This is a genomic window from Haloferax volcanii DS2 (assembly GCF_000025685.1).
Taxonomy (GTDB): Archaea; Halobacteriota; Halobacteria; order Halobacteriales; family Haloferacaceae; genus Haloferax; species Haloferax volcanii.
Window position 1 is genome coordinate 1,739,015 of sequence record NC_013967.1, and the last position, 23,982, is coordinate 1,762,996.

General features: G+C 67.6%; 26 protein-coding genes and 2 pseudogenes. 9 read left to right on the forward strand and 19 right to left on the reverse strand.

Annotated elements, in window-relative coordinates; translation table 11 throughout:
* The first annotated feature begins 40 nt into the window (after positions 1–40).
* Positions 41–694 carry a potassium channel family protein gene (locus HVO_RS13750; protein WP_004041766.1) on the forward strand — a complete coding sequence of 218 codons (654 nt, stop codon included), beginning with the start codon at positions 41–43 and terminating at the stop codon, positions 692–694.
* Between the two features lie 309 nt (positions 695–1,003).
* Here the strand turns inward: HVO_RS13750 and HVO_RS13755 are convergent, their stop codons facing one another.
* Genes HVO_RS13755 through HVO_RS13765 form a run of 3 tightly spaced genes read right to left on the reverse strand, consistent with a single transcriptional unit; the run spans position 1,004 to position 3,618 of the window.
* Entirely contained in the window at positions 1,004–1,870 is an 867-nt protein-coding gene (locus tag HVO_RS13755) for an ABC transporter ATP-binding protein (RefSeq protein WP_004041767.1), read from the reverse strand.
* The gene (locus HVO_RS13760) at positions 1,867–2,565 is read right to left on the reverse strand and encodes an ABC transporter permease (RefSeq protein WP_004041768.1); all 699 of its coding nucleotides are present in this window, start codon (positions 2,563–2,565) and stop codon (positions 1,867–1,869) included. The genes HVO_RS13755 and HVO_RS13760 overlap by 4 nt, the downstream gene beginning before the upstream one ends.
* Before the next feature lie 24 nt (positions 2,566–2,589).
* Positions 2,590–3,618, reverse strand: coding sequence for a substrate-binding domain-containing protein (locus HVO_RS13765; RefSeq protein ID WP_004041769.1), 1,029 nt, complete (start codon positions 3,616–3,618; stop codon positions 2,590–2,592).
* A gap of 231 nt (positions 3,619–3,849) precedes the next feature.
* Between HVO_RS13765 and HVO_RS13770 the strand changes: the two genes are divergently transcribed.
* A complete protein-coding gene (locus HVO_RS13770) occupies positions 3,850–4,326 on the forward strand; it encodes a PIN domain-containing protein (protein WP_004041770.1) in 477 nt (158 codons plus the stop codon).
* A 59-nt stretch (positions 4,327–4,385) separates the two neighbouring features.
* Here HVO_RS13770 and HVO_RS20990 read toward each other — a convergent pair whose 3' ends face one another.
* The 13 genes from HVO_RS20990 to HVO_RS13825 form a co-directional block, all read right to left on the reverse strand.
* Positions 4,386–4,559: a hypothetical protein gene (locus tag HVO_RS20990; protein ID WP_004041771.1), complete on the reverse strand. Its 174-nt coding sequence runs from the start codon at positions 4,557–4,559 to the stop codon at positions 4,386–4,388.
* A complete protein-coding gene (locus tag HVO_RS20995) occupies positions 4,556–4,732 on the reverse strand; it encodes a hypothetical protein (protein WP_004041772.1) in 177 nt (58 codons plus the stop codon). The genes HVO_RS20990 and HVO_RS20995 overlap by 4 nt, the downstream gene beginning before the upstream one ends.
* A gap of 60 nt (positions 4,733–4,792) precedes the next feature.
* Positions 4,793–5,200: an ACT domain-containing protein gene (locus HVO_RS13775; protein ID WP_004041773.1), complete on the reverse strand. Its 408-nt coding sequence runs from the start codon at positions 5,198–5,200 to the stop codon at positions 4,793–4,795.
* A 160-nt stretch (positions 5,201–5,360) separates the two neighbouring features.
* Positions 5,361–5,993 carry a non-canonical purine NTP pyrophosphatase gene (locus tag HVO_RS13780; protein WP_004041774.1) on the reverse strand — a complete coding sequence of 211 codons (633 nt, stop codon included), beginning with the start codon at positions 5,991–5,993 and terminating at the stop codon, positions 5,361–5,363.
* A 54-nt stretch (positions 5,994–6,047) separates the two neighbouring features.
* The gene (locus tag HVO_RS13785; protein ID WP_004041775.1) at positions 6,048–6,326 is read right to left on the reverse strand and encodes a DUF5808 domain-containing protein; all 279 of its coding nucleotides are present in this window, start codon (positions 6,324–6,326) and stop codon (positions 6,048–6,050) included.
* A 64-nt stretch (positions 6,327–6,390) separates the two neighbouring features.
* Complete coding sequence (locus HVO_RS13790; RefSeq protein WP_004041776.1) at positions 6,391–8,049, reverse strand: bifunctional N(6)-L-threonylcarbamoyladenine synthase/serine/threonine protein kinase; 1,659 nt, start codon at positions 8,047–8,049, stop codon at positions 6,391–6,393.
* Between the two features lie 33 nt (positions 8,050–8,082).
* Positions 8,083–8,388, reverse strand: coding sequence for a 30S ribosomal protein S24e (locus tag HVO_RS13795; protein WP_004041777.1), 306 nt, complete (start codon positions 8,386–8,388; stop codon positions 8,083–8,085).
* Positions 8,389–8,456: 68 nt separating this feature from the next.
* Entirely contained in the window at positions 8,457–8,996 is a 540-nt protein-coding gene (locus tag HVO_RS13800; RefSeq protein WP_004041778.1) for a GTP-dependent dephospho-CoA kinase family protein, read from the reverse strand.
* 13 nt (positions 8,997–9,009) lie between these two features.
* On the reverse strand, positions 9,010–9,207 hold the full coding sequence (gene spt4 / locus HVO_RS13805; RefSeq protein WP_004041779.1) for a transcription elongation factor subunit Spt4: 198 nt from the start codon (positions 9,205–9,207) through the stop codon (positions 9,010–9,012).
* Complete coding sequence (locus tag HVO_RS13810) at positions 9,207–9,779, reverse strand: DNA-directed RNA polymerase (protein WP_004041780.1); 573 nt, start codon at positions 9,777–9,779, stop codon at positions 9,207–9,209. Before HVO_RS13810 ends, spt4 begins: the two co-directional genes overlap by 1 nt.
* Positions 9,780–9,786: 7 nt before the next feature.
* Positions 9,787–10,155 (reverse strand): hypothetical protein, encoded by a 369-nt coding sequence (locus HVO_RS13815; RefSeq protein WP_004062994.1) that lies wholly within the window; start codon positions 10,153–10,155, stop codon positions 9,787–9,789.
* 22 nt (positions 10,156–10,177) lie between these two features.
* Complete coding sequence (locus tag HVO_RS13820; RefSeq protein WP_004041782.1) at positions 10,178–11,413, reverse strand: translation initiation factor IF-2 subunit gamma; 1,236 nt, start codon at positions 11,411–11,413, stop codon at positions 10,178–10,180.
* Positions 11,414–11,651: 238 nt separating this feature from the next.
* A complete protein-coding gene (locus HVO_RS13825; protein WP_004041783.1) occupies positions 11,652–12,359 on the reverse strand; it encodes a hypothetical protein in 708 nt (235 codons plus the stop codon).
* Between the two features lie 225 nt (positions 12,360–12,584).
* Between HVO_RS13825 and HVO_RS13830 the strand changes: the two genes are divergently transcribed.
* Positions 12,585–13,568, forward strand: coding sequence for a DUF5787 family protein (locus HVO_RS13830; protein WP_004041784.1), 984 nt, complete (start codon positions 12,585–12,587; stop codon positions 13,566–13,568).
* Between the two features lie 4 nt (positions 13,569–13,572).
* On the opposite strand, the gene HVO_RS13835 is transcribed toward HVO_RS13830, so the two are convergent.
* Both HVO_RS13835 and HVO_RS13840 read right to left on the reverse strand, forming a co-directional pair.
* A complete protein-coding gene (locus tag HVO_RS13835; protein WP_004041785.1) occupies positions 13,573–13,785 on the reverse strand; it encodes a hypothetical protein in 213 nt (70 codons plus the stop codon).
* On the reverse strand, positions 13,782–14,606 hold the full coding sequence (locus HVO_RS13840; RefSeq protein WP_004041786.1) for an MBL fold metallo-hydrolase: 825 nt from the start codon (positions 14,604–14,606) through the stop codon (positions 13,782–13,784). The genes HVO_RS13835 and HVO_RS13840 overlap by 4 nt, the downstream gene beginning before the upstream one ends.
* Before the next feature lie 401 nt (positions 14,607–15,007).
* Between HVO_RS13840 and HVO_RS13845 the strand changes: the two genes are divergently transcribed.
* Positions 15,008–15,748 (forward strand): hypothetical protein, encoded by a 741-nt coding sequence (locus HVO_RS13845; RefSeq protein WP_004041787.1) that lies wholly within the window; start codon positions 15,008–15,010, stop codon positions 15,746–15,748.
* Positions 15,749–15,792: 44 nt separating this feature from the next.
* Here the strand turns inward: HVO_RS13845 and HVO_RS13850 are convergent, their stop codons facing one another.
* Positions 15,793–17,217, reverse strand: a complete 1,425-nt coding sequence (locus tag HVO_RS13850) for an ATP-binding protein (RefSeq protein ID WP_004041788.1) — start codon at positions 17,215–17,217, stop codon at positions 15,793–15,795.
* 323 nt (positions 17,218–17,540) lie between these two features.
* Between HVO_RS13850 and nasA the strand changes: the two genes are divergently transcribed.
* The 5 genes and pseudogenes from nasA (at position 17,541) to HVO_RS13875 (ending at position 23,855) form a co-directional block, all read left to right on the forward strand.
* Positions 17,541–19,682, forward strand: coding sequence for an assimilatory nitrate reductase NasA (gene nasA, locus HVO_RS13855; RefSeq protein ID WP_004041789.1), 2,142 nt, complete (start codon positions 17,541–17,543; stop codon positions 19,680–19,682).
* A gap of 58 nt (positions 19,683–19,740) precedes the next feature.
* Positions 19,741–20,372 (forward strand): annotated as a pseudogene (locus tag HVO_RS13860) (molybdenum cofactor guanylyltransferase).
* 262 nt (positions 20,373–20,634) lie between these two features.
* Positions 20,635–22,388 (forward strand): annotated as a pseudogene (locus HVO_RS13865) (nitrite/sulfite reductase).
* A gap of 2 nt (positions 22,389–22,390) precedes the next feature.
* Positions 22,391–22,594, forward strand: coding sequence for a hypothetical protein (locus HVO_RS13870; RefSeq protein ID WP_004041792.1), 204 nt, complete (start codon positions 22,391–22,393; stop codon positions 22,592–22,594).
* A gap of 127 nt (positions 22,595–22,721) precedes the next feature.
* Entirely contained in the window at positions 22,722–23,855 is a 1,134-nt protein-coding gene (locus HVO_RS13875; protein ID WP_013035395.1) for a thiolase family protein, read from the forward strand.
* Positions 23,856–23,982: the final 127 nt, after the last annotated feature.

Genomic DNA, 23,982 nt, shown 5'->3' on the forward strand with positions numbered 1-23,982 from the left:
CGGGGCCATCTTTTAGCCACCCGGTGTGCATACTACTACCATGAATTTCGTTATCGTTGGGTACGGTCGCGTGGGCTCGCGGACCGCCCGAGTGCTCCGCGAGGAGGGCCACGACGTGACGGTCGTCGACAACAACGACAAGAAGGTCGACCGCGCCCGCGACGAGGGGTTCGAGGCCGTCCTCGGCGACGGCGGCACCGAAACCGTGCTGCGGGAGGCCGGCATCGAGGGCGCGGACGCCATCGGCGGGCTGACCGGCGACCCGAACATCAACTTCGCGGCCTGCATGCTCGGCAAAGAGTACGACTGCCGGACGGTCATGCGAATCAGCGAGGACTACCGCCAAGAGATTTACGAGCGCTACGCCGACGACGTGGACGAGATTATCTACCCCGAACGCCTCGGCGCGGCCGGGGCGAAGACGGCGCTTCTCGGCGGCGACTTCAACGCCATCGGCGACCTGACGGACCAACTTCGGCTGACGACGGTCAGCGTCCCCGACGGCGCGCCCGTCGTCGGCGAACACGTCGCCAACATCGACCTCGGTGCGGACGGCCGCGTCTACGCCCACGGCCGGGAGCGCGAGCCGATGACGATTCCGCTTCCGGGAACCGTCGTCGAGCCCGGCGACCAGCTCGCGCTGTTAACGGAGCGCAACGCGTTGGACCGGGTTCGGTCGAAACTGCTCGGCTGACGCCGAAACGACGAGTTTCCTGTCGAGACCCGTCGCAACCGAGACGCTTCGCTGCGGTACGGTCTGCCTCGGAAAACAGCGCCGTGGTGGCGGCGCCGCGCGTCGTACCGGGGGAACCAGAACGACGATGGTGGTGGTGGTTTTCGTGCCGGGCGCGCCGGTGGGAGGATGGGAACGAAGGCCGAATACGCGCCCCATACTCGGGTACGTATGGGGAAACTTAAATCTGCGTCAGACGGGAGTCACACGCCATCTACCCGCAATATGTGCTGTTATACCACCGACGAGACCGCGGCGGTCAGCCCGCGTTCAGTAGACGAGTTTTCCCTCGACGAACTGGCGGACTCGGTCGTCGTCCGGCGACTCGAACACCGCGTCGGTCGGCCCCGACTCGATGCACGTCCCGCCGAGGATGACGGCCGTCCGGTCGGACACCCGCCGGGCCTGTTGCATGTCGTGGGTCGCGAGTGCGACGGCGATGCCGCGGTCCCGCGCCGCCCGCATCGCTGACTCGATGGCGGCGGTGTTCCGCGGGTCGAGATTCGACGTCGGCTCGTCCAGCAGCAACACGTCGGGGTCGGGCGCGAGCGCCCGCGCGATGGCGACGCGCTGGGCCTCGCCCGCCGACAGCGAGCCGGCGTCGCGGCCGACTTTGTCGAACATTCCGACGGTCCGAAGCGCGTCTCTGACCGTCTCGGACGGCTCGTCGCGGCCGAACAGTCCCTCGACCGCGTCGCGGACGCGAGCCGACCACGACCGACGGACTCGAAGCCCGTAGGAGACGTTCTCCTCGACCGTCGTCGAAAAGAGGCTCCGCGTCTGGAACGCCATCCCGACCCGGCGTCTGACCGCCAGCCGGCGGGCCTCGGGGAGGTCCCACACGTCGTCGCCGCCGACCTCGACCGTCCCCTCGTCGGGACGCTCGAACATGGCGAGCAGTCGGAAGAGCGTCGTCTTCCCCGTGCCCGAGGGGCCGACGACGGCGAGAATCTCGCCCGGTTCGACGGCGAGCGAGATATCCTCCAGCACCGCGCCGTCGCCGAAGCCGTGGCCGAGGCTGCGGGCCGCGAGTCGGGTCTTGCTCCGCCGCGCGCCGTTCGCCGCCGGGTCGGGCGCGGCGGTCTCGTCGGGCTTCTCGGAACCCGAATCGCCGGCATCCGGTCGCTCGGTCGTCATCGTCCCCTCCCGTTCCGTCCCGGGGTCCGGTCGCGAAAGCGCGCGCCGAGGGCGTTCACGCCGAGGACGAGCGCGAGCAGGATGGCTCCGAGGGCGATGCCCGTCTCGATGTTCCCCTTCCGCGCCTCGACGGTGATGGCCGTCGTGAGCGTCCGGGTGAACGACGTACTGTCCGAGAAGACGATGTTTCCGCCGACGATGAGGACCGAGCCGACCTCGCTAATGGCGCGGCCGTAGGCGGCCAGAAGCGCCGTGACGATGCCGTAGCGCGCCTCGCGGACGACCAACAGGGCGATGTCGGTCGAGGTGCCGCCGGCGGCGAACGCGGCGTCTCTGAGGTCCTGCGGAACCGACTGGACCGCCGACAGCGAGACGCTCACGAGGACGGGGAGCGCGAGGATGGTCTGCGAGAGAATCATCGCCTCGGGAGTGAACAGCAGTTCGAACGTCCCGAGCGGCCCGGACCGGGACAGCACCAAGAGGACGACGAGCCCCACGACGACGCTCGGAAAGCCCATCCCCGTCGAGATGACGGAGGTGACGACCGACTTCCCGTAGAAGTCGCGGAACCCGACCGCCAGCGAGATTGGTAGGCCGAGCGCGGCGCTCAGCGCGACCGCCGCGGTACTCACGTACAGCGAGACGGCCGTGATGCTGACGAGGTAGGTGAGGTTCAGGTCGCCGAGGGCGAACACGGGCGGTGGTGGGGTCCGGTCGGACTAAAAGTCCTCGGGGACGTGCTGTGCCACCCACGACTCGAACTGCGCGTCGGAGACCGACGCCGACGACGAGGCGTTCTCCCCGCCGTCGTAGTTCACGGGGACGTACTGGCCGAACTGCGGGTTCTCCGAGAGCGCGTTGGGGAAGAACAACTGCGACCCGTTGGCCGTGTAGTTGCTGATTATCTCCTGTCCCTCGGGGCTCGTGAGGAAGCCGGCGTAGGCCATCGCCAGCGAGTAGTTCACGTCGGGGTACTTCGCGGGGTTCACCGGGATGACGCCGTAGGGGTTCTTCAGGATGGTCGGGCCGCCCTTGAGCGGGCCCTGCACCTGAATTTCGAGGTCGATGTTGTCCTGCGTCGCGAGGAACGTCCCGCGGTCGGAGAGCGTGTACGCGCCCGACTGGTCGGCCTGCACGAGCGTGTCGCCCATGCCCTTGCCGATTTCTCGGTACCACGTCCCCGACGGCTCGACGCCGGCGGCCTCCCAGATGAGCAGTTCCTTCTTGTTCGTCCCGGAGTCGTCGCCGCGGGAGACGAACGTCGCCCCGGCGTCCGCGACGGTCGCAAAGGCGTCGGCCGCGCTCTCCATCCCCGAGATGCCCGCGGGGTCGTCCGCCGGCCCGACGACGACGAAGTCGTTGAACATCACGTCGCGGCGGTTGACGCCGTAGCCATCTTGCAGGAACTCGTCTTCCGCGCCGCGGGCGTGGACGAGAATCACGTCCGCGTCGCCGTTTCGCGCCGTCTCGATTGCCGCGCCGGTCCCCTGTGAGATGGTTTTCACCCGAGCGTTGAACTTCTCCTCGAACACCGGGTTCAGGGCGTCGAGCAGCCCCGTGTCGTACGTGCTCGTCGTCGTCGCCAGCGTCAGCTCTTGGGTCGAACCGTCACCGCTTTCGCTCCCGCCAGAACCCTCGGCGGTCTCGTTGTTCGCCTGCGGGGGACTCGTGTTCCCCGTGCATCCGCTCAGTCCGAGAACCGCACCGACACCAGCAGCCTGTAAGAAACGCCGTCGCTCTATCGCCATGCATTGTGGTTCGCCGAACGCGAATTAACTGTTTCCCACGCAACGTAATCACAAATAATTTCAATACCGGTGCATCGTAACGATTCGACCCCGAATCCGGTTGCGTCGGATTCTTTTCGACTCGCCCCGTGGAGACGGCCATGAGCTGGGAGTCGCTTTTCGCCCGCGCCGCCGCCTACGACACCACCGAAGCCGACATCAGCGAGGCGCTTCGCGCCCGCCGAGGCGACGATGTCTGAGACGGAGCCCTCGCCCGCGCGGGTCGTCGCCGACGCCGACGTGCTCGCGGCCGACCTGCTCGTCGATGGCCCCGCGAGAGCGGCACTCGACCACCTGCGGCGACACTCGTGGACGACGCTCGTCGCCAGCGACCCGCTCCTCGACGACGCCGAGGCGGTCGTCTCGTCGCTCGCGGACGCCGACCTCGCGGCCGACTGGCGCGAGAAAACCGACTCGTGGGCCGAACTCGTCGCCCATCCGGACGGCGACAACCCCGCGCTGGCGTCGGCCTACCGCGGCGGCGCGATGCATCTCCTCACGTTCGACGACCGGCTTAGCTCGGCGCAGGCGGGCGCGGCGCTCGGCGGTCGCTTCCCGGTCAGCGTCCGCCATCCGAAGGCGTTCGCGTCGCTGTTCGCGCCGGAGAGTCTCTACGCCGAGGTCGAAGGCGGGCCGTACCCCGGGCCGGACCGCGACCCGCGGGCGTAGTCGCTCGCGCCGCCCCAATCGACCACCCGTGTCGGCTCTGTCGCTGACCGCCTGTCGGGTCAGTCGTTGAGGACGCGGGTCACCGCAAAGATGGCGAGGACGGTCACGAGACCGAAGCCGACGGCAACACCGAGGCCCTGCGAGGCGTCACCGAAGAACACCGCGATGGCGGCGAAGACGGCGATTCCGTAGCCGCTGGCCGCGCCGGCGGCGACGACGTTCGCTCGGTTCATGCGTCTCCGTACGCGCCGGCGATGCCTGAGCGTGACCCCCCGCGATTGTGGGTCGTGACGGGGTCGAAGTCGGGGCCGGGGCGAGGGTCGGCTCTCACTCGGGCGGTGCGCGCGCGGTCGGTCTCGCCGGGGTCGGTGACGAGTGGGAGGGAGTCGTCGCAGTCGGGAACCATCACGGCTAATGTGGCACCGCCGAACGTATCAAACTGTTCGCTCGCGAGCCGGGACCGGCGTTAGTTCCCGCCGCCGGAGTCCTCGGCGCGCTCGACGGCACCCCCGAGCGATTCGAGCTTCGTCGCGGCCGCCGCCACGTCGCCCTCCCGGACGAGCACGTGGTCGGTCGAGTACGCCGACAGCGCGAACACCGAGATATCTTCCGCGGCGAGCGCGCTCGCGACCCGCGCCAGAAAGCCGACGAGTTCGAACGGAAGGACCATCTCGAAGGTGAGTCGCTTCCAGCCCCGCTCGATTTCGACGGCCGCCACCTCGTCGACGCGTCCCTCCTCGACGACGACCGTCGTCTCGGTTCCGTCTCGAATCGTCGCGAAGGCGTCCGGGTCACTCCGTTCGGTCTTGACGACCGCGTAGGTCGCCGCCGAGACGGTCACGGTCCCGCCCTCGAAGAAGTCGCTGGGATCCATGCGTTTCGGGGTCGCTCCGGCGAGGTAAGCGTAGCGACTGGCGACGCGGTCGACGACTCCGGTTCAGCGTCTGGCCGACAATCAGCGGCTTTCGACGGACGCCTCACTACCGTTCGGCGTACTTCCGTCGGACGCTCCGCGCCCGACGACGTTCGCCTCGCTATCTCTCGGCGTACCACGTCGAGAACTTCGCTAACGCCCGCCCGCGATGGGAGATGCCGTTTTTCTCCTCGGCGCTCATCTCCGCGAACGTCGCGCCATCGTGCTCGAAGATGGGGTCGTAGCCGAAGCCGCCCTCGCCGCGCGGCGGGACGATGCGGCCGTTGACGCTTCCGGTAAAGAGCTTCACCGGGAGCGCCTCCGTCTCTTCTGCGTCCTGTTCCGCGCCGCGTGCGGCCGCCACGGTCCGGTCGTCGCGGTCTATCGGGTTCGGACTCGCCTCGAACGGCTCGCCGTCGCAGTACGCGAGGACGCAGCGGAACGAGGCCCGGCGGGGCTCGTCGAGCTCGGCCGCGGCCAGTCGGTGAACCGCCTCGACGCCGAGGGTGTCTTCGACGTACGAGGAGTACGGGCCGGGAAAGCCCTCGAAGCCGTCGATGAAGAGACCGGCGTCGTCCACGAGCACCGGCTCGTCGGCGTAGCGGTAGGCCTCGCGCGCGCCGTGGGCCGCGATGGGGCCGAGGTCGGACGCCTGCACCTCGGTGTAGTCGAAGTCGAGTTGGGTCACGTCGTCGTCGAGGTACGAAAGCGCCTCGCGGACCTTCCCCGCGTTCGTGGTGACGTATCGGAGCATGTCCGGCCCTCCGCGGGCGGACGTGGAAAAGTCGTCGGTGTCGGTCGCGTCGCCTCAGTCGACGATGACTTCGACGGGGCCGTCGTCGGCCTCGGCCTCGTCTTCCGTCTCTTCCGCCTTCTGGCGCTCGTTCCAGAGGAGGCCGCCGGCGACGAGGAGGACGACCCACGACCGCCAGCTCGCGAGGTTCAGCGTGTAGCCGATGCCGAACGGCTTTTCGACCAGCATGCCCTTGCCGGGCTGCCAGTACGACGAGAGCAGTCGGCCGGCGCTCGGGCGCTCGAAGTTGTACGGGATGCCGAAAAGCGTTCCGCGCTGCGGTTTGTCTGCCATGTGTGACGGATACGCCGGCTCGGGATAAATCGTTTTGGCCTTCCGATGGGGAGTCCGCGGCGACCTACCGGTACCGGCCGCGCGACTCGACCTCGCGCAACCGGGCGATGACCTCGGCCGAACCGACGGCCTCGTAGCCCGCTTCGAGCGCGTCGATGAGCGGGTCGGCGTCGGCGGCGGTCCCCTGGACGCTCTGGGCGAACACGTGGAGGTCCATCGCGTGGTCCTCGACGTGGCCCGTGTGGAAGCCGAGGCCGAAGTCGATGAGATACACGCGCGGGTCGCCGTCCGGCCCCGTTCCGACACGGACGTTCCGCGTCGTCGGGTCGCCGTGGACGATACCGGCCTCGTGGAGTCGCGCGAGGTACTCGCCGACGACGCGGACGGCCTCGGGGTCGAGCCGTTCCGCGAGGTCGGCATCGCCGACCCGCTGGAACGCGATGACGCCGTCGACGGGGTCCACGTCGCGGACGACGGGCGTCCGAACGCCGGCGCGCCGGGCGTCGCTCGTCAGCCGTGCCTCCGTCTTCGTACGCTCGCGTCGGAGCCTGTCGTCCAGTTCCGGGTGGCGGTACGTCTTCGGGACGCGCCGCTTGACGACCTCCTCGGTACCGATGTCGACGGTCGCCTCGGCCCCGCGAATCGCGCCGTCGTCGGTGTAGGCGCGCGCGACCGACTCGTCCGCGCCGCGCCACGTCACGTCGACCTGGTCGGGCCGGAAGTTCGGGTCGACGGTCGATTCCTCGACCGCGAGCGTGTCGCCCGCGGCGAGCATCCGCGCGCCGAGGGCGGCTATCATGCCGGCGTTGTCGCGGAGGAACCGCGGTTCGGGCGCGTGGAACTTCGCGCCGCGCTGGTCGCACATCTCCGCGAGCATCTCGCGCAGGCGGGCGTTCTGGCCCACGCCGCCGCCGAGGACGAGTTCGTCCGTCCCCGTCAGCGACAGGGCGCGCTCGGCCACCTCGGTGAGCATGGCGAAGACGGTCTCTTGGAGACCGGCGCAGATGTCGGGGACGGGCGTGCCCGCGTCCGCCTCGTCCTTCGCGGCGCTCATGATGCCGGAAAACGAGAAGTCCATCCCTTTGACGACGTACGGCAGTTCGACGTAGTCGCCGTCCTCCGCGGCCGCCTCGACCTTCGGGCCGCCGGGGTGGGTCCAGCCGACGTGGCGGGTGAACTTGTCGAGGGCGTTGCCGACGCCGGTGTCCATCGTCTCGCCGAGGACGCGGTAGCGGCCGTTGTGGTAGCCGAGCAGGTGGGCGTTCGCGCCCGAGGCGTTCAGACACACCGGCGAGTCGAAGCCGGACTGGTAGCGGCCGATTTCGAGGTGCGCGACCATGTGGTTGACGCCCAGCAACGGCACGTCGAGCGTCTGGGCGACCGAGCGGGCCGCGGTGCCGACGATGCGGAGACACGGTCCCAGACCGGGGCCGCGAGAGAAGGCGACGCCGTCGACGACGGGACCGTCGCCGTCGTGTCGCGCCGCGGCGTGTTCGAGCGCGGTTTCGACGACCTCGGGGATGGCGGTCCCCATGTGCTCTGCGGCCTCGCGCGGGTGGATGCCGCCGCTGTCGGGCTGGTACGGGTCAGATTCGATGAAGACGTGGTCGACCGCGGGGTCGGGCGTCCGTCCGGTACCGGAGCGGAGCGCGTCGGGGTCGTCGGTTTCGAAAACCGCGGCGCTCGCGGCCCACGCTGTACCTTCGATTCCGAGAATGCGCATCGAGTGTGAAGAAACGGCGGTCGGAAGCCGAGACTACGCCTCTTCGGCTTCGACTTCGGCGTCGGTAATCTTGTTGCGCTCGAGCATGTGGTCCTGCTCGACGTCGCGCGCGAACTCGGGGCTCTCGTAGACCTTCGCGTAGCCCGCGGTCTTGCGCATGCCGAACTTCGTGTCGAGTTCGTGGACGACGACTTCGTCGGAGTCCTTGTTCAGTTTGGCCGCGAGCGAGTCGCGGACCGACAGACGAGAGGGCGTCGCTTCCTCGTGGACGATCTCGAATCGAACGTCCGTCCGGTGCAACATGGGGTTCTCCTCCTCGGAGATGATTTCGATATCCATGGTTCAGTTACCCGTAATTCCCTCCGAAGCAAGTAAAAGGATTTCGAAGGGACGAGCGCGCCCGCGTCTCAGGCGTCGATGGGCGCGACGACGGCGTCGAAGTCGCCGTCGAACCGCGCGAGGAGGTCCCGCATCTCGCTTTTGGCCGCGTCGGTGACGGCGACGCGGACCATTCCCTCGTCAGGCTGGCCGTAGACGACGGTCGAACCGACGGGCGCGGCGAGCACCGCCGGGAGCGTGGCGAGGTCCTCTTCGCCCTCGACGAGGAGCGTCGTCGGATCGGGGTCGTCGAGCGCGGCCACGAGCGCCTCGACGAGGGCGACGGAGACGGTTCCCGGTTCGTTTTCGACCTCGACGAGACGGCCGGTCTCGACCGCGCGGCGAATCTCCTCGCCGACGGCCTCGCGCTTCGTCTTGCCGTCGACGACGGCCACGTCCGGCGGGCGACCGGCGCGGCGGAGGTGGAAGGTGACGACGTCGCCGACGGCGACGAGCGGCGCGTCCGCGTCCTCGCTGGATGCGTCTGCCAGCAGGTCGTCGGCCTCGGCGTACACCGGGCCGAACGGCTCTTTGAACGCCGCCCGAAGCGCCGTCGGCAGGGTGAGCATGCTCAGCGGACCCTCAGCGGACCTTCAGCGCGTAGCCGCCGGGTTCGGTGACGTTCATCTCGGTGGCGATTTCGCTGTCTTCGGGGTGGGTGATGACGACGTAGCCCGCCCAGTCCTCGGTGAGACTGCTCGACCCGCAGTTCTCGCAGGTCTGTTTGTCCGGGTCGTTGACGAAGTGGCACTCGCGGCAGGCGAGACGGGGCTTCGCCATCAGTTACCCTCCGCCGAGGCCTCGCTCTGCTGGCGCTTCGATTCGAGCCAGCCGTGCTTGCCGAGCCCCGGCTGTTTGGCCGTGAGGCCGATCTTCGAGTCGCGCGGGTTGCGCTCGTCGATGCTCTTGGTGACGATGCGAGCGCGAACCTCGTCGTCGACGGCGAGCGTCTGGTTGGATTCGGTCGACGCGAGCTGTTGGTTCTCGCCGTCGTAGGCGAGGTATTCGTCGGATATCTGCGAGACGTGCAGCAGCCCGTCGACCGGGCCGATGCCGACGAAGGCACCGAACTCGACGACTTCGACCACGATGCCGTCGACGACCTCCTGCATGTCGGGGTCGTAGGTGATGGCGTCGAAGTCGGCCTCGTAGTAGACGCCGGGGCGGTTGGGCAGCACGGTGCCCTCGCCGATGTCGTTGACGTTCACGACGCTCACGACGCTCCCCACGTCCTCATCCATCCGTCCTTCCAACTTGTCCTGCAACAGTCGCTTGACCCGCTCGGGCGTCACGTCGCCCAGGTGTCGGGGTGGGACTTCGACTGTATCTTTGAGTCGTACCCGTTTGTACATAGTTTCGTTAAGGTTCCGTGATTGCCAGCGTGGCGTGCCCCCGGATGCCGACGACGGGAATCCCGCAGTCGAGCACCCGGTCACGGAGGGGCTTGTCGTTCGTGACGACGTAGTCGACCTCGCCCGATTCGGCGAGCTCGACGACCGCGTCGTCGGCGTACGATTCCTCGGTTTCGACCGCCCGGCACCGGGTCGCCAGGTCCGCGCCCACGCTCGCCGCGACGCCTTCGGTCCCGCCGCCCGACGAGAGCTTCTCCAGCTCGTCGAGGACGGCCGTGGGGACCACGAGGTCCGCGTCGGCCGCGAGCAGCCGGTCGAGTTCGTCGAACACGCGGACGTCGAGTTCGACCGGCATCATGAGCGCGTTCGTGTCCATGACGACTACGGTGGCGGTCACGTCACTTGAGCGTCCCGATACCGATGAGCCGCCAGCGAGCGCCCACGCGGCGGTTGATGGCTATCTTCGCGCCCTCCTCGGCGCAGACGGGGCGCTTGAGCGAGACTTCCGCCTCGCCGCTTCGCGCGCTCGTCACCGCGCCGACCGTGGTCGCGGTGCCGACGGTGAGCATCAGGGGCTCGCCGGTGGATATCTCGTCGATACCCTCGCCTTCCTCGTCGCCGACGACGCGGTCGAGCAGTTCCACGTCCATGGTGAACTGCTCGCGCGTCGGCGGGAGCGTGCCGGGCTCGCCGGCGACCTGTCCCGCGAGCGCGTCGCCCTTCGTGAAGCTCGGGTCGAGACCGGTCCCGACGCCGCAGAGCCCGCCGGGGCGGACCTCGTCGACCATGTTGCCGCCCGCTTGGAGCGAGCGGATTTCGGTCGTGATGGAGCGCCACTCGGTCTGGCCCTCCTCGTCGACCTCGCGGCCGGGGCGGAGTTCGAGTTCGTCGCCCGCTTCGAGCTTGCCGGCGACGACGCTGCCGCCGATGACGCCGCCCGCGAGGCCGTCCCAGGTCGTCCCCGGGCGGTTGATGTCGAAGCTGCGCGCGACGTACATCTGGCTGTCTTCGGTCTCGTCGCGGTCGGGCGTCGGAATCTCCTCCTCGATGGCCTCGATGAGGAGGTCGAGATTGACCTCCTGCTGGGCACTGATAGGGACGATGGGCGCGTCTTCGGCCACCGTACCCTCCACGAACTCCTGTATCTGTTCGTAGTTGTCGACGGCTCGCTCGCGGTCGACGAGGTCGACCTTGTTCTGCGCGATGACGATGTTCTCGATGCCGATGATGTCGAGCGCCATCAGATGCTCGGCCGTCTGGGCCTGCGGCACGTCCTCGGTCGCGCTCACGAGCAGGATGGCACCGTCCATGATGGCGGCACCAGAGAGCATGGTCGCCATGAGCGTCTCGTGGCCGGGCGCGTCGACGAACGAGACGGTGCGGAGTACGTCCGTCTCCTCGCCGTCTTCCGTCTCCTCTTCGACCGTGTAACACTCCGGCGCGTCAACGCCGGGAATCTGACGGAACGTCGCGTCGGCGTACCCGAGTCGGATGGAGATACCGCGCTTCATCTCCTCCGAGTGCTGGTCCGTCCACGAGCCGGACAACGCTTGAACGAGCGTCGTCTTTCCGTGGTCGACGTGACCGACGAGTCCGATGTTCACCTCCGGTTGTTGTGGGTTTTTCGTCACCATTGACCTCCTGAGAGTAATCTTGCGTGAACTTGGCTCCGAACGACTGATAAAGGTGCTGTTCTCGGAGCGGCGACGCTGTGGCCGCGTCGGGCGGTCACACACCGCGCGCGGCGATTCAGCGGGCGTCTCCCGGTCCCGGCGACGGCTCGAAAAATGGGTGGTCGTGCCCCCCGGCACGACGGTTCGCGAACCGATTCGAGTAACCCCTCGAATCGCTGTCGGCTCCGGGTGTTGCCGGTTATTCGACGCCCGCGACGAGCGACTGAAGCTCCTCGCGGTAGGCGTCGGGCGTGAGGCCAAGGTCGATGTCGACCGAGACTTCGATGGCCTCGGTCGGCTCCTTGGTCACGCTGAGTTCGATGTTCTCGCCGGGGTGTGCGCCGCCGGCGACGAGAATCGTCCCGTCGTGCTCCCAGACGGCCAGCATCCCGCTGACGTCGAACTCCTGTCCCTCGATGGTGAACTCCTTTTCCTCGGTGAACGGGAACGTAATCTCGTCGAAGGCGATGGTGGCTTCGTACTCGGTCACGCGCGCCGACTCGCCGGTGTCGACCGTCGTCGACCGCGTGCCCGTCTGTTCGATGTCCGTGACATCCACGTCCTCTAACTGCCCCTCGTAGTTCGCCCGCGCGTGTTCTTCGACCACGTCGACGACCGTCCCGCGGGCCGCTTTCGGGAGGTTCGACAGGCTCGGGTCGAGCGTCACGCGCGTCGCGAAGAACAGCGAGAACTGCCCCTCGGCCTGTCCGAGCGTCTTCTCCTTCAGCGTCTCCGAGAGGTCCATGTCCTCGTAGACGAGCGTCTCGAACGCCGCGGAGACGCTCGCCGGGCCGACCGACTGCTCGAAGGCCGGGTCTAAGGAGTGTCCCCCGATGTACTCCCAGCCGCCGGCTTCGAGCGCCGCCTCGGGAACCTGCGGCGGTGCCCGCGCGGCGCTCGCGGTCATTCCGGAACTACAACCGGCGAGACCTGCGAGTCCCGCGCTGGCCGCGATTCCGAGGTACGCTCTCCGCCTGATACTGTGGGTTTCGTTGTTTTCCCCCTTCATCGGTCAGTACTGCCGCGCTCTGTCTCAAATAGGTACCCCCCCGAAAATCAGATACGAGAACACCGACACGACCCGACGGCCGTGGGAGCGACCTTTTTGCCGCTCCGCCACCGAGCGTGTCACGTGCCCGTTCCGGCGTCGTCGCCCTCGGAGTTCGCCTTCGAACTGGCGCTTTGCGCCCGCCTCGAACAGACGACCGACTGGCTCCCCGCGCGCCAACTCGGCGCGTCCGTCGCCTCGCCGGGGAGCCGCATCATCGACGTGTGCGCCGTCGTCCCGGGGCCGGGGTTCGACGACCGCGCCCGCATCACCGACCGCGCGATTCCCGCGGCGGCCATCGAGAGCGACGTGGGAGCCGGCAGCGCCGTCTTCTGGCGCGACGGCTTCGACTGCCACCCCGGCCGCGCCCGGCGCGCCACCGACCGCGCCGTCGAGGTCGGCTTCTTCGAGTCCGAGCGCCGCCGGAGCAGGGAGTACGTCCGCCGCGCCGCCCGCTACCCGGACGACTGGTTCGCCCGGCTCGTCGGCATCGAGAACAAACCCGACCTCGGAAGCCCCGGCGACCTGCTCAGACAGCTTCGCCTCGACGTGAGCCTCGCGGTCTTCGACGAAGTGATTCTCACGACTGAGAGCTATGTTACCGGCGCGCACCTCAACCGCATTCCGGAGGAAGTCGGCGTCTGGCGCTTCGACCCCGACACCGGCGACCGCGAGGTGGTCCGCGAGCCTCGCCCGCTTTCGCCCGACTCGACCGGCGTCGAACCCGTCGAGTACCACTCGCTGCACACCGACGTGGCGCTCGTCTCGCCCGCAGAAAAGCGAACCGCGCGCCTCCGACTCGCCGAGCGCGCCTACGGCAAGGGATGGCGCGCCTACGACCTGCCGGGCTGTGCCCGCGCCCGCGTCGACGCCGACGGCCGCCCGGTCTGCGACCACTTCGACCACGTCGTCGACCCCGGTTCGGAGTGCGGCCCGGACTGCCCGGCGTTCGAGGCGGCCGACCCGCCCGAACTGGACCGCGACGGCCTCCGCGAGTCCCGGACGGACTGGGTCGCTGACCCGCCCGGCGCGGTCCGCAGACAGTCGGGACTCGACCGGTATCGCTGACGCCTCACTCCGCGTCCGCCCGCCGCTCCATGTAGTTCCAGTAGGCGACGAGCGCGACGCCGATGACGGCGACGAAGACGACTTGGACGGCGACGCCGACGAGGTCCAGCCGACCCGTGTCGACGTACGTCAGGACGAAGTTTCCCGCGGCCGCGACGACGCCGGCGACCATGAGATATCTGAACGCCGTGTCCTCGGCGACGGCTCGCAGCTTCACAGGTCGTACACCTCGCCGTCGACCGCCAGCGGCTCTTCGAACGCCTCGTCGGCGGGATAGTAGTGGGCGACGTGGACGAGGCGGGTCTCGTCGGTGTTCAGTTCCTCGCCGAGCGCGATGGCTCCCTCGCGGGTCATGTGCTTCGTGCCGAAGGTCCGCGCGACCCCGTCTTCGTCGTAGTCGTCGCCGCCGATGGGGTGGTACTCGCAGACCGACGCGGGGACGATGGCCTCGGCGAGAAGCAGGTCGGGGTCGCGGAGCACGTCGCGCGACGCCTCGGGAATCGCGTAGGTCGTATCTCCCGAAAGCGAGAGCTTCGCACCCGTCTCGGGGTCCTCGATGGCGACGCCGTAACAGACCAGCGGCGGGTGGACGACCGGCACGAACGTCACGTCGAGGCCGCAGGCGCGGAACGACTCGAACGGCGTCCGGTCTTCGACCGAGATGCGGTCGAGGTAGTCGAACTTCGAGCGAATCGCGTCGGCGACGCTCTCGCCCGTGACCGGGTCGACCTCGTCGGCGGCGTGGACCGAGAGGTCGTCGAGGAGGCGGTAAACGTTGCCGAGGCCGTCGAGATGGTCGAAGTGAATGTGAGTTACTAAGGCCTCGTCGGGAAGCGGCACGTCCTGCGTGAGAAACTGGTGGCGGAAGTCGGGGCTGAAGTCCACGAGGAGCGACTCGCCGGTCCGCTCGTTTTGCACGTGGACCGAAAAGCGCGTCCGCTCGATGCCTCGCTCGCGGGCCGCGAGGCAGGTCTCGCAGTCGCAGCCGACGGTGGGCGTCCCGGTCGTGTCGCCGGTCCCGAGGAGGGTCACGCGCATTGATTCAACCACGGGGACGGCGAGGTATAAACGTGGCCGACGGCGGTCGGTCGCGTCCGGCGCAACTGCTTCCGGCGAGCCCCGCCAAACACGCCCGGCGACGTTCGTTACGAAACGCACCTCGACAGTCGTTCGCCAAGCAGTCCGTGATTCGACCCGTCCGCATTGAGTGCTCGGTCGAATTTGGGCGTTATCTTTGGGTGATATCTGTCTGATTTCGGAATTTATTCATCGTCATTGCGAGCGAACGGATTTCTCATGAAACGATTCCGTAGACTCATTCGAAACGCGGACTCGCAACGGGGAGGCCCCGCTCGGACGAGACGGCTCGGTCGCGTACTGACGTGGGTCGCGGTCGTCGTAACGGTTCTCACGGCGGTGCTCTCGGTGGTGAGTGTGTTATGAGCGTGCCGTGGAGACGGAACCGTCATCTCATCGTCGGGGTGGGTATCGCTCTCCTCCTCCTCGCCGTCATCGCCGGCGTTGGCCTCCAGTCTAACGAGCCGTCGGGCGACTTCGCGGAACCACCGTCTGACGCGGACTTGCCGACCAACGACGCGCCGACTGGCGGCGAAGCGCGCGACACCGCGAGCCTCGTCGGCACGATCAGCCGCGTCAGCATGGAACACTCCTACACGCTCATGTTCCTCGCAACGCTGACGGGCATCCTCTCACGCCGGGGAACTCCCGGTTTAGTTCGTCTCCGCGCGCAACGGGTCCACACGTTGCTGGCGTACGGGGCCGGCGCGCTCGTCGCCCTGCACGTCTTGACCCAACTCGACTCGCTCTCACTCATCGCGGACGTGCTCTCGCAAGTAGTCACGGGCGGACTCGCCGGCGTAGACACGCGAGGGCTCTCGAAAGCAGTGGGCGTCGGTATCGGTCTCTGTGCGGTGGTCGTCACCACCGTCGCGGCGGTGTCGTTCCTTCGACCGCGGCTGTTCACCGGCTCGGTCAGGCCGTACGTCGTCCACGCCTTCGTCTACGCGGGCTTCGCGACGATACACGCGCTTGTCCTCGGTCACGAGAGCACCCAGTACGTGACGTTCACCGCGGTCGTCCTCGGAACGTTGGGACTCCAGTACGCGTGGAGTCGGTATCAATCGAATCGGCGGAAAAAGGGGCAGATGGTGTCGAACTAGCTCGGTTCGACGGACCTGTCCGAGTCGGAGCGTAACCGGTCCGCCTACTGCGCCGCGCCGGCGTCTTTCTGCGTCTCGCCTTCGTGTTCGTCCGTGTGGTCGTGGTCGTGACTGTGGTCGTGACCGTCGTCCGACCCCGACCCCGCCCCCGCGACGAGTTCCGACGAGTCGGACATCATGTCGAGGTTCTTCAGGTTGTCACGCTCTTCGAAGTCGGCGACGGCCTCGAGCAGGTCGTCCTGCGTGAGTTCCATCCGCTCTTCGGTGAGTGCTTCGAGGACGGCCTCGCGGAGGACGAGTCGGAGGTCGGAGCCGGTGAGGCCCTCCGTCACGTCCGCGATGGCCGAGGGGTCGAACTCGTCGATGTCCATCCGGTTCGTGATGACGCGGAGGATGTCGGCGCGCATCCCGCGGTCCGGCTTGGGGAAGTTGACGATTTCGTCGAAGCGCCGCCACGCCGCCGAGTCGAGCTGGTCGGGGTGGTTGGTCGCGCCGATGAGGATGACCTCGTCGCGAATCAGCGAGATGTCGTCGATGCTCTTGAGCAGCGTGTTGACCGCGCGCTTGAGCGCTGCGTGCTCGTCCGACCGGCGGGTCTTGGCGACCGAATCGAACTCGTCGATAAAGAGGATACACGGCGACAGGCGCTTCGCCACTTCGAACGTCTTCTCGACGTTCTTGGCCGTCTCGCCGAGGTACTGGCTCGTAATCATCGAGAGCTTCACCTCGACGAACGGCAGGCCGAGTTCGTGGGCGAGCGCCCGCGAGACGGTGGTCTTGCCGGTCCCCGGCGGTCCGACGAACAGGATCTTCCCGATTTCGCGGAGGCCGATGTCCGCGAGGTACTCGCGGTGTTCGATGGCCTTCATCAGCTTGTGAATCTCGCCCTCTTGGTCCGTCGTGAGTACGAGGTCGTCGAGCGTCATCTCGATTTCCTCGGGCGCGCGGACCTGCACGAGGTCGAGCATCTCGGCGTCGTCCTCGTCGTCGAAGTACTCGTCGAGCAGGCTGTCTATCCACACGCGGTCGGCGTGAATCGGCCGGGTCTGTTCTCTCGCGTCCGCGTGGGTCACGTCCACGTCGTCGCGGTCCTCGACCGACTTCGCCACCGTCGGGTTCGTCACGAGCCGGTCGTAGTCGGCTCGCTTGACGAACCACTCCAGCGCCATCTCGGGCTGCGTCAGCGAGAGGCGGCCGGAGAACTCCTCACGTTGGGTGAACATGAGGTCGGAAATCGCGTCCCAGGGGTGTTCGACGCCGGTCGCCTTCCGCGCGACGGACTCGGTCACGACGAGCGGTCGCTCGATGCCGGCGGCCGACGAGTCGTCCTCGTCGCCGTCGTCCTCGGCGTCCGCCCAGAAGACGCGTCGATACCGCGGGGGAAGGTCGTTTTCGTCAAGCGTTCGGTCGTCAGTGTAGAGGTGGGCCGTCAGCAGAAACTCGACAACCTCGAGCGCCCGTTCACTCATCCCCCAGAAATTGCCCGGGGAGACGCATAAGAGCGTCGGAGCGTCGTCGGGTGCCGCGCGCGACCGACCGACCTCGATGGCAAGGAACGCGGTCCGGAACCGCCGTCAGACATTAATTTCAGAAAAATAATCAAAAAACATATCTTAAAATTGGGGGATTCACGCGATTATATTCCTTTCATTCGATTGTATATTGTGTCTTTATTCGGAACACGTGGGAAAAATATCTGTTCTTAAACGATTAGGTCTTTATGGTTATCTTCCGCCACTGTGAGCCAAGAAAGTGAAATGATATTCACGAACGGCACGGGGTATATGCCCGAATGCGGTACATTCGACGCGAGCGGTGGGTGGTGAGTCGCGTGGCGAAACAAGTCCCCACGACCTGCATGCGCTGTGCGGTCGGCTGTGGCCACGTCCACCTCGGCTCGGATACGGCGTACGGTCTCGACGCGGTCCGGGGCGACCCCTCGCATCCCGTGAACAACGGGCTAGCCTGCGGTCGCGGCATCCGCGAGTCGGCCGACCCCGACGGCTCGTGGCTCACGCGACCGCTCGTCAGGGAGAACGGCGAACTCCGGCAGACCTCGTGGTCGGACGCGCTTTCGCGCGCGGGAGACGCTATCAGCGACGCGATGGCCGACGACCCCGACGAGGTCGCCGTCCTCGGCAGCGGCCAACAGACGAACGAGGCCGCCTACGCCCTCGGAAAACTCGCTCGCGGCGGTATCGGCACCAGACACTACGACGCGAACACGACGCTCTGCATGGCGAGCGCGGTCACGGCCTACTACCGCGCCTTCGGGAGCGACGCGCCGCCGCCGACCTACGACGACATCCCCGAGGCGGAGACGCACCTCGTCTGGGGGGCGAACCCGGCGGTCGCCCATCCCGTGATGTTCCGGTGGATTCGCCAGTCGGCCGACGACGGCGACCTCGTCGTCGTCGACCCCGTCGAGACGAAAACCGCGGGCGTCGCCGACGACCAAGTCGCCATCGACCCCGGCGGCGACCTCGCGCTGGCGCAGGCGATTCTCGGACACCTCGTCGAGACCGACCGCGTTGACGAGGCGTTCGTCGAGGAACATACCGAAGGGTTCGACCGCGTCATCGACGAACTCCCCCCGGTCGAGGAGGCGGCGTCGGAGGCCGGCGTCACCCTCGACGAGGTCGAGAAACTGGCGTCGCTCCTCGACGCGCCCACGCTCGTCTACTGGGGCATGGGCGTCAACCAGAGCGTCCGGGGCACCGCGACCGCCGGCGCGCTCGTGAACCTCTGTCTCGCCTCCGGCAATTTCGGCCCCGGGTCCGGCCCCTTCTCGCTCACCGGGCAGGCGAACTCGATGGGCACCCGCGTGGTCTCCTCGAAGGGGACGTGGCCCGGCCACCGACCGTTCGAACACCCGGACCACCGCCGGACCGTCGCCGAGGCGTGGGACGTGCCCGTCTCTCGGCTCCCCGACGACAACGGACCCGGGCCGGTCGGCATGTTCGAGTCGTCGCCCTCGGTGGTCTGGACCGTTGCGACCAACCCGCTCGCCGGGTTCCCGGACGCGACGGCCGCCCGCGAGGTCCTCGACGACTCGTTCCTCGTCGTGCAGGACGCCTTCCGGTCGGAGACGGTCGAACTCGCGGACGTGGTGCTCCCCGCGGCGACGTGGGGAGAGTCCGAGGGGACCACGATGAACATGGAGCGGACGGTCTCGCGGGTCCGCCCGGCCACCGAGACGCCGCCGGGCGTCAGGCAGGACCTCGACATCATCGCCGACGTGGCCGCCCGCGTCGCGCCCGGGTTGCTCCCGAGACCGTCGGTCTCACCGAGCGAACTGTTCGACGAGTTCGCCGCGCTCACCGAGGGGACCGACGCCGACTGCTCGGGGCTGTCGTACACGCGACTCGACGGCGAGCGCGCCGTCCGCTGGCCCGCGCCGGACCCGACGAGCGAGGGCGGATACCGCTACTACGACGACGCCGACGGGGAGTCGGACGACCCGACGTGGTCGTTCCCGACGGCGTCCGGGAAGGCCCAGTTCAGCGCGCTCTCGGGGTCGTCGCTCCCCGAACCCGCCGACGAGTCGTACCCGCTGACGCTCACGACCGGCCGCGAGGCCGACGGGTACAACACCGGGGTCCGCACGCGGAGCGACACGCCGGACCAGCCGGTCGCCCGCGCGCATCCCGACACTATCGACGCGCACCGCGACGCAGTCGTCGACCCCGAGGGCGACCGCCGAACCACCGTCGTCTCCCGTCGGGCGTCGGTCCCGGCGACGCTCGACCCCGACGACGCCGTCCCGCCGGGCCTCGTCTGGCTCTCTATTCACCATCCCATGACAAACCGACTTACCAGCCCTGCGGTCGACCCGCAGTCGAACGAACCGAACTTCAAGCAGTGCGCCGTCCGCCTCGAACACCCCGAGACGACAGCCGCCTCCGACCGCCTCGCCGCCGAGGTGAGCGACTGATGGCGTTCGTCGCCACCGGCGGACGGTCCCGCGAACTCGAACCCACCGCCGCCTGAGAATGGCAGACGCGTCGCACCCACACCTCGACACCGGCCGCGCGGGCATCATCCTCGCCGGCGGCCGCTCGACCAGATTCGGCGGCATCGACAAGGCGACGGCTACGGTCGGCGGCCAGCCCATGATTCACCGGGTCGCCGCCTCGCTCGACCCCGTCGTCGACGAACTCGTCGTCAACTGCCGCGCCGAACAGCGCGACTCCCTCGCCGGCGCACTCTTGGACTTCGATATCCGGTTCGCGGAGGACTCGCATCCCGACCGAGGCCCCGTCTTCGGCCTGCGAACCGCCCTGCGGGCGACGAGCGTCGAGTACGCGGCGGTCCTCCCGTGCGATAGCCGCTCGTCCCGAGCGGGTTCATCTCGCACCTCTTCGGCCGCTTGCAGGGCAGCGCCGGCGTCGTCCCGCGGGTCTCCGAGACGACCCAACCGCTCCCCGCGGTCGTTCACTGCCGCGCCGCCGAAGTCGCCTGCACCGACACTATCCGCGACGGCGACGAGCGCCTCCAGACCGTGATGTCCGCGCTCGACGTGACCGTCCTCGACGACCGCGAAGTGGAGGCTCACGCCGGGACGCACGCGTTTCACAACGTGAACTCCTTCGACGACTTGCGCGCGCTCACCCCTCACCGGTGAGCCGCGTTCGAGGCATATACTACACCACCGTTCATTATGGTAAGTTTAGATTGTCGAATAAACAGGCTTTCTGCACAGAATACGCCCTTATATTCGGAATATTTGGTTATAAAATGGGCGAATAGTGAACATATATCCTATTTCTACACATTATCAACGAATACGCTTATCAACTTCTATCGCGTCGTGTTATCACGAAACATGACCAAATTCGCAACCAAACGCACACGGATAGTGAACGATTGCCCACTGGTGGTCGGTAATGGCGAGTAAGAAGGAAGCCTGGAAGTCGGAACTCTACGGCGACGCAGTCCGCGACAAAATCGAGGAGTTCGCAGAAAAGGGGGTTGACGCCATCCCCGAAGAGGAGCGAGACAAGTGGTTCACTCGCTTCAAGTTCTGGGGCGTCTTCCAGCAGCGGACGGGCCAGAACTCGTACTTCATGATGCGGCTGACGAACGCCAACGGCGTCCTCGAACCGGGGCAGCTTCGCGCCATCGGTGAGGTCGCGCGCGACTACGCCTCCGGCCCCGTCGAGAACCCCGAGTTCGGAGACGCGTGGATCGACCTGACGACTCGCCAGTCGATTCAGCTCCACTGGCTCGAACTCGAAGACATCCCCGAGGTCTGGGAGAGGCTCGAAGCGGCGGGCGTCTCCTCGCGCTCTGCGGGCGGCGACACGATGCGGAACATCACCGGCTGTCCGGTCGCCGGCCGCGACAAGCACGAACTCGTCGAATCCCAGCCGCTTCTCGACCGCTTCCAAGAGGACCTCCGCGGGAACGACGCGCTGTCGAACATGCCGCGGAAGTTCAACATCAGCGTCACCGGCTGCCGGGAGGGCTGCGCGCAGGACTCGATAAACGACGTGGGGCTCGAACCCGCGACCAAAGAAATCGACGGCGAGACCGTCACCGGATTCAACGTCCGCGTCGGCGGCGGCCTCGGCTCCCGGAAGCCGCGCGTCGCCCGCGACCTCGACATCTTCGTCGCCGACGAAGAGCGCGCCTACGAGGTCGTCCGCGGCTTCGTCGAACTCTACCACGAACACGGCAACCGCGACGTTCGGGCCCGCGCCCGCAGTCGCTTCTTCGTCGACGAGTGGGGCACGGAGAAGATTCGCGACCTGCTTCAGGAGGGGTACGTCGACTTCGAACTCCGGTCTGCGGGCGAGAACATCCGCGACGAGTACACCTACAACGCGGGTCGCCCGGAGTCCGACGGGAAACACGACCACATCGGCGTCCACGAGCAGGCCAACGGCGACTACTACGTCGGCCTCAGCGTCGCGGTCGGTCGGCTCACGGCGTCCGACGCCATCGAACTGGCCGACATCGCCGACGAGTACGGTTCCGGCGAAATACGGCTCACTCGCCGCCAGAACCCCTTCTGATGGACGTGCCGGAGGAGAAGCTCGACGACCTGCTCGCAGAGCCGCTCCTCGGCAAACACACGCCCGTCCCGAACCCGTTCCAGCGCGGCACGGTCGCCTGTACCGGCACGGAGTTCTGCTCGCTCGCGCTCACGGAGACGAAAGCCCGGACCGCCCGGATGCTCCGGTGGCTCCGCGACAACGTGGACGTGCCCGACGACGTGAGCCAACTGAAGATTCACTACTCCGGCTGCACCGCCGACTGCGGGCAGGCGAACACGGCCGACATCGGCCTGTTCGGCATGCGCGCCCAGAAGGACGGCGAGATGGTCGAGGCGATGGACATCGGCGTCGGCGGCGGCATCGGTGAGGAGCCGTCGTTCGTCGACTGGATTCAACAGCGCGTCCCGGCCGACGAAGTGCCGGGCGCAATCGCGTCGCTCGTGGAGGCGTTCGCGGAGCGCCGCGACCCCGGACAGACGTTCCGCGAGTGGGTCGACGCCGAGGGGACCGAGGCGGTCACGGAGTACTGCGTGCCCGAGGAGACGGAGTTCGAAGCGCCGTACATGCACGACGCGAAGCAGTCGTGGTACCCGTTCGCCGAGGACGAAGCGCAGTCCGAACAGGCGGTCACGAGCGACTGAGCATGACCGAACGCAGCGCCCACGACGACCCGGTTGACGACGCCGAGGCCGCCGCCGACGCCGACACCCGCGTCGACGACGCGCCGTTCGAGCACTCCTCGGCGGATGTCGCGCCGGAGCTCTTCCCGGCGGAACCAACGGCTGCCGACGCGGGTACCGGCGGAACCCCCGGTCGGCCGGACAGCGACTCCGCCACCAGTTCCTGAGTTCCGAGAGTCGGGCCGTCGTTTCCACGTTTCCGCTCTCTCGGCGTTTTTCGACCCGATGAACAACTCGTCACGACGAATAGAGAGTTCTAAACTATTTATGGTGTTCGAACCCCGATGCTGTGCCATGCCAGTGCCAGTCATCGCGGCCGCGTACCGCACGCCGTTCGGCAAGGCGGGCGGCGTGTTCGAAGACGTTCGAAGCGAGGACCTCTCGGTCACGCTCATCGACCACATCCTCGACGAACACGACGTCGACCCCGACGACGTGGAGGACCTGATGTGGGGCGTCGCCCAGCAGCGCGCCGAACAGGACAACAACGTCGCCCGCGTCATCGCGCTCCTGTCGGCCCTCGGCGAGGGGACGCCCGCGACGAGCATCAACCGCTGGTGCGCCTCCTCGATGCAGGCCATCATCTCCGCGTCCGACGCCATCGCCGCCGGTAACCGCGAGTGCATCGTCGCCGGCGGGGTCGAGAGCATGTCCCGCGTGCCGATGGACGGCGATTCCTACGAGCACCTCCACCCCGAACTGAGCGAGCAGTACAACATCTTCCAGTTACAGATGGGGATGACCGCAGAGAAGGTCGCCGAGGAGTACGAGGTCTCCCGGGAGGCCCAAGACGAGTTCGCGTTCCGGAGCCACCAGCGCGCCGCCGAGGCGACCGACTCGGGTCGCTTCGACGACGAAATCGTCCCGATCGAGACGGCCGACGGCGTCGTCACCGAGGACGAGGGCATCCGCCGCGACACCTCGATGGAGATTCTCGGCGGCCTCGACCCCGCCTTCTCGGGCGACGGCTCGGTCACCGCCGGCAACTCCTCGCAGATAACCGACGGCGCGGCCGCCGTCCTCGTCACCAGCCGCGAGTTCGCCGAGGACCGCGGCCTCGACGTGCTGGCCTCGGTCGGCACGAACAACGTCGCCGGCGTCGACCCGACGGTCATGGGCATCGGCCCGGTCCCGGCCACCCGCGGCCTCCTCGACCGCGCCGGCACCGACATCGACGACTACGGCCTCGTCGAAATCAACGAGGCGTTCGCCAGCCAGTGTGAGTACTCCCGGCGCGAACTCGGCATCGACGCGGACAGCCTCAACGTCAACGGCGGCGCAATCGCGCTCGGCCACCCGCTCGGGGCGTCCGGCGCGCGCCTGCCGGTGACGCTCATCCACGAGATGCAGAAGCGCGACGTGGACCGCGGCCTCGCGTCGCTCTGCGTCGGCTTCGGTCAGGGCGCGGCGATAGAGTTCAGCAGATAGCTGCGGGCTCGGCTGCTTTTTGTCTTTCCAGCCCCCCGAGACGCATCGTTGCTCCCCGCCCGATATATGTCACAAACGTCCGTGCTAATTCCGTCACGTTCATACTCCCGTCGTCGAGAGTATCTCG

What these genes read in the sequence shown, in the direction of transcription:
- HVO_RS13750 (WP_004041766.1), top strand. Translation starts at nt 41, where the DNA reads ATGAATTTCGTTATCGTTGGGTACGGTCGCGTGGGCTCGCGGACCGCC.
- HVO_RS13755 (WP_004041767.1), bottom strand. Translation starts at nt 1,870, where the DNA reads ATGACGACCGAGCGACCGGATGCCGGCGATTCGGGTTCCGAGAAGCCC.
- HVO_RS13765 (WP_004041769.1), bottom strand. Translation starts at nt 3,618, where the DNA reads ATGGCGATAGAGCGACGGCGTTTCTTACAGGCTGCTGGTGTCGGTGCG.
- HVO_RS13770 (WP_004041770.1), top strand. Translation starts at nt 3,850, where the DNA reads ATGTCTGAGACGGAGCCCTCGCCCGCGCGGGTCGTCGCCGACGCCGAC.
- HVO_RS20990 (WP_004041771.1), bottom strand. Translation starts at nt 4,559, where the DNA reads ATGAACCGAGCGAACGTCGTCGCCGCCGGCGCGGCCAGCGGCTACGGA.
- HVO_RS20995 (WP_004041772.1), bottom strand. Translation starts at nt 4,732, where the DNA reads ATGGTTCCCGACTGCGACGACTCCCTCCCACTCGTCACCGACCCCGGC.
- HVO_RS13775 (WP_004041773.1), bottom strand. Translation starts at nt 5,200, where the DNA reads ATGGATCCCAGCGACTTCTTCGAGGGCGGGACCGTGACCGTCTCGGCG.
- HVO_RS13780 (WP_004041774.1), bottom strand. Translation starts at nt 5,993, where the DNA reads ATGCTCCGATACGTCACCACGAACGCGGGGAAGGTCCGCGAGGCGCTT.
- HVO_RS13785 (WP_004041775.1), bottom strand. Translation starts at nt 6,326, where the DNA reads ATGGCAGACAAACCGCAGCGCGGAACGCTTTTCGGCATCCCGTACAAC.
- HVO_RS13790 (WP_004041776.1), bottom strand. Translation starts at nt 8,049, where the DNA reads ATGCGCATTCTCGGAATCGAAGGTACAGCGTGGGCCGCGAGCGCCGCG.
- HVO_RS13795 (WP_004041777.1), bottom strand. Translation starts at nt 8,388, where the DNA reads ATGGATATCGAAATCATCTCCGAGGAGGAGAACCCCATGTTGCACCGG.
- HVO_RS13800 (WP_004041778.1), bottom strand. Translation starts at nt 8,996, where the DNA reads ATGCTCACCCTGCCGACGGCGCTTCGGGCGGCGTTCAAAGAGCCGTTC.
- spt4 (WP_004041779.1), bottom strand. Translation starts at nt 9,207, where the DNA reads ATGGCGAAGCCCCGTCTCGCCTGCCGCGAGTGCCACTTCGTCAACGAC.
- HVO_RS13810 (WP_004041780.1), bottom strand. Translation starts at nt 9,779, where the DNA reads ATGTACAAACGGGTACGACTCAAAGATACAGTCGAAGTCCCACCCCGA.
- HVO_RS13815 (WP_004062994.1), bottom strand. Translation starts at nt 10,155, where the DNA reads ATGGACACGAACGCGCTCATGATGCCGGTCGAACTCGACGTCCGCGTG.
- HVO_RS13820 (WP_004041782.1), bottom strand. Translation starts at nt 11,413, where the DNA reads ATGGTGACGAAAAACCCACAACAACCGGAGGTGAACATCGGACTCGTC.
- HVO_RS13825 (WP_004041783.1), bottom strand. Translation starts at nt 12,359, where the DNA reads ATGACCGCGAGCGCCGCGCGGGCACCGCCGCAGGTTCCCGAGGCGGCG.
- HVO_RS13840 (WP_004041786.1), bottom strand. Translation starts at nt 14,606, where the DNA reads ATGCGCGTGACCCTCCTCGGGACCGGCGACACGACCGGGACGCCCACC.
- HVO_RS13845 (WP_004041787.1), top strand. Translation starts at nt 15,008, where the DNA reads ATGAGCGTGCCGTGGAGACGGAACCGTCATCTCATCGTCGGGGTGGGT.
- HVO_RS13850 (WP_004041788.1), bottom strand. Translation starts at nt 17,217, where the DNA reads ATGAGTGAACGGGCGCTCGAGGTTGTCGAGTTTCTGCTGACGGCCCAC.
- nasA (WP_004041789.1), top strand. Translation starts at nt 17,541, where the DNA reads ATGCGGTACATTCGACGCGAGCGGTGGGTGGTGAGTCGCGTGGCGAAA.
- HVO_RS13870 (WP_004041792.1), top strand. Translation starts at nt 22,391, where the DNA reads ATGACCGAACGCAGCGCCCACGACGACCCGGTTGACGACGCCGAGGCC.
- HVO_RS13875 (WP_013035395.1), top strand. Translation starts at nt 22,722, where the DNA reads ATGCCAGTGCCAGTCATCGCGGCCGCGTACCGCACGCCGTTCGGCAAG.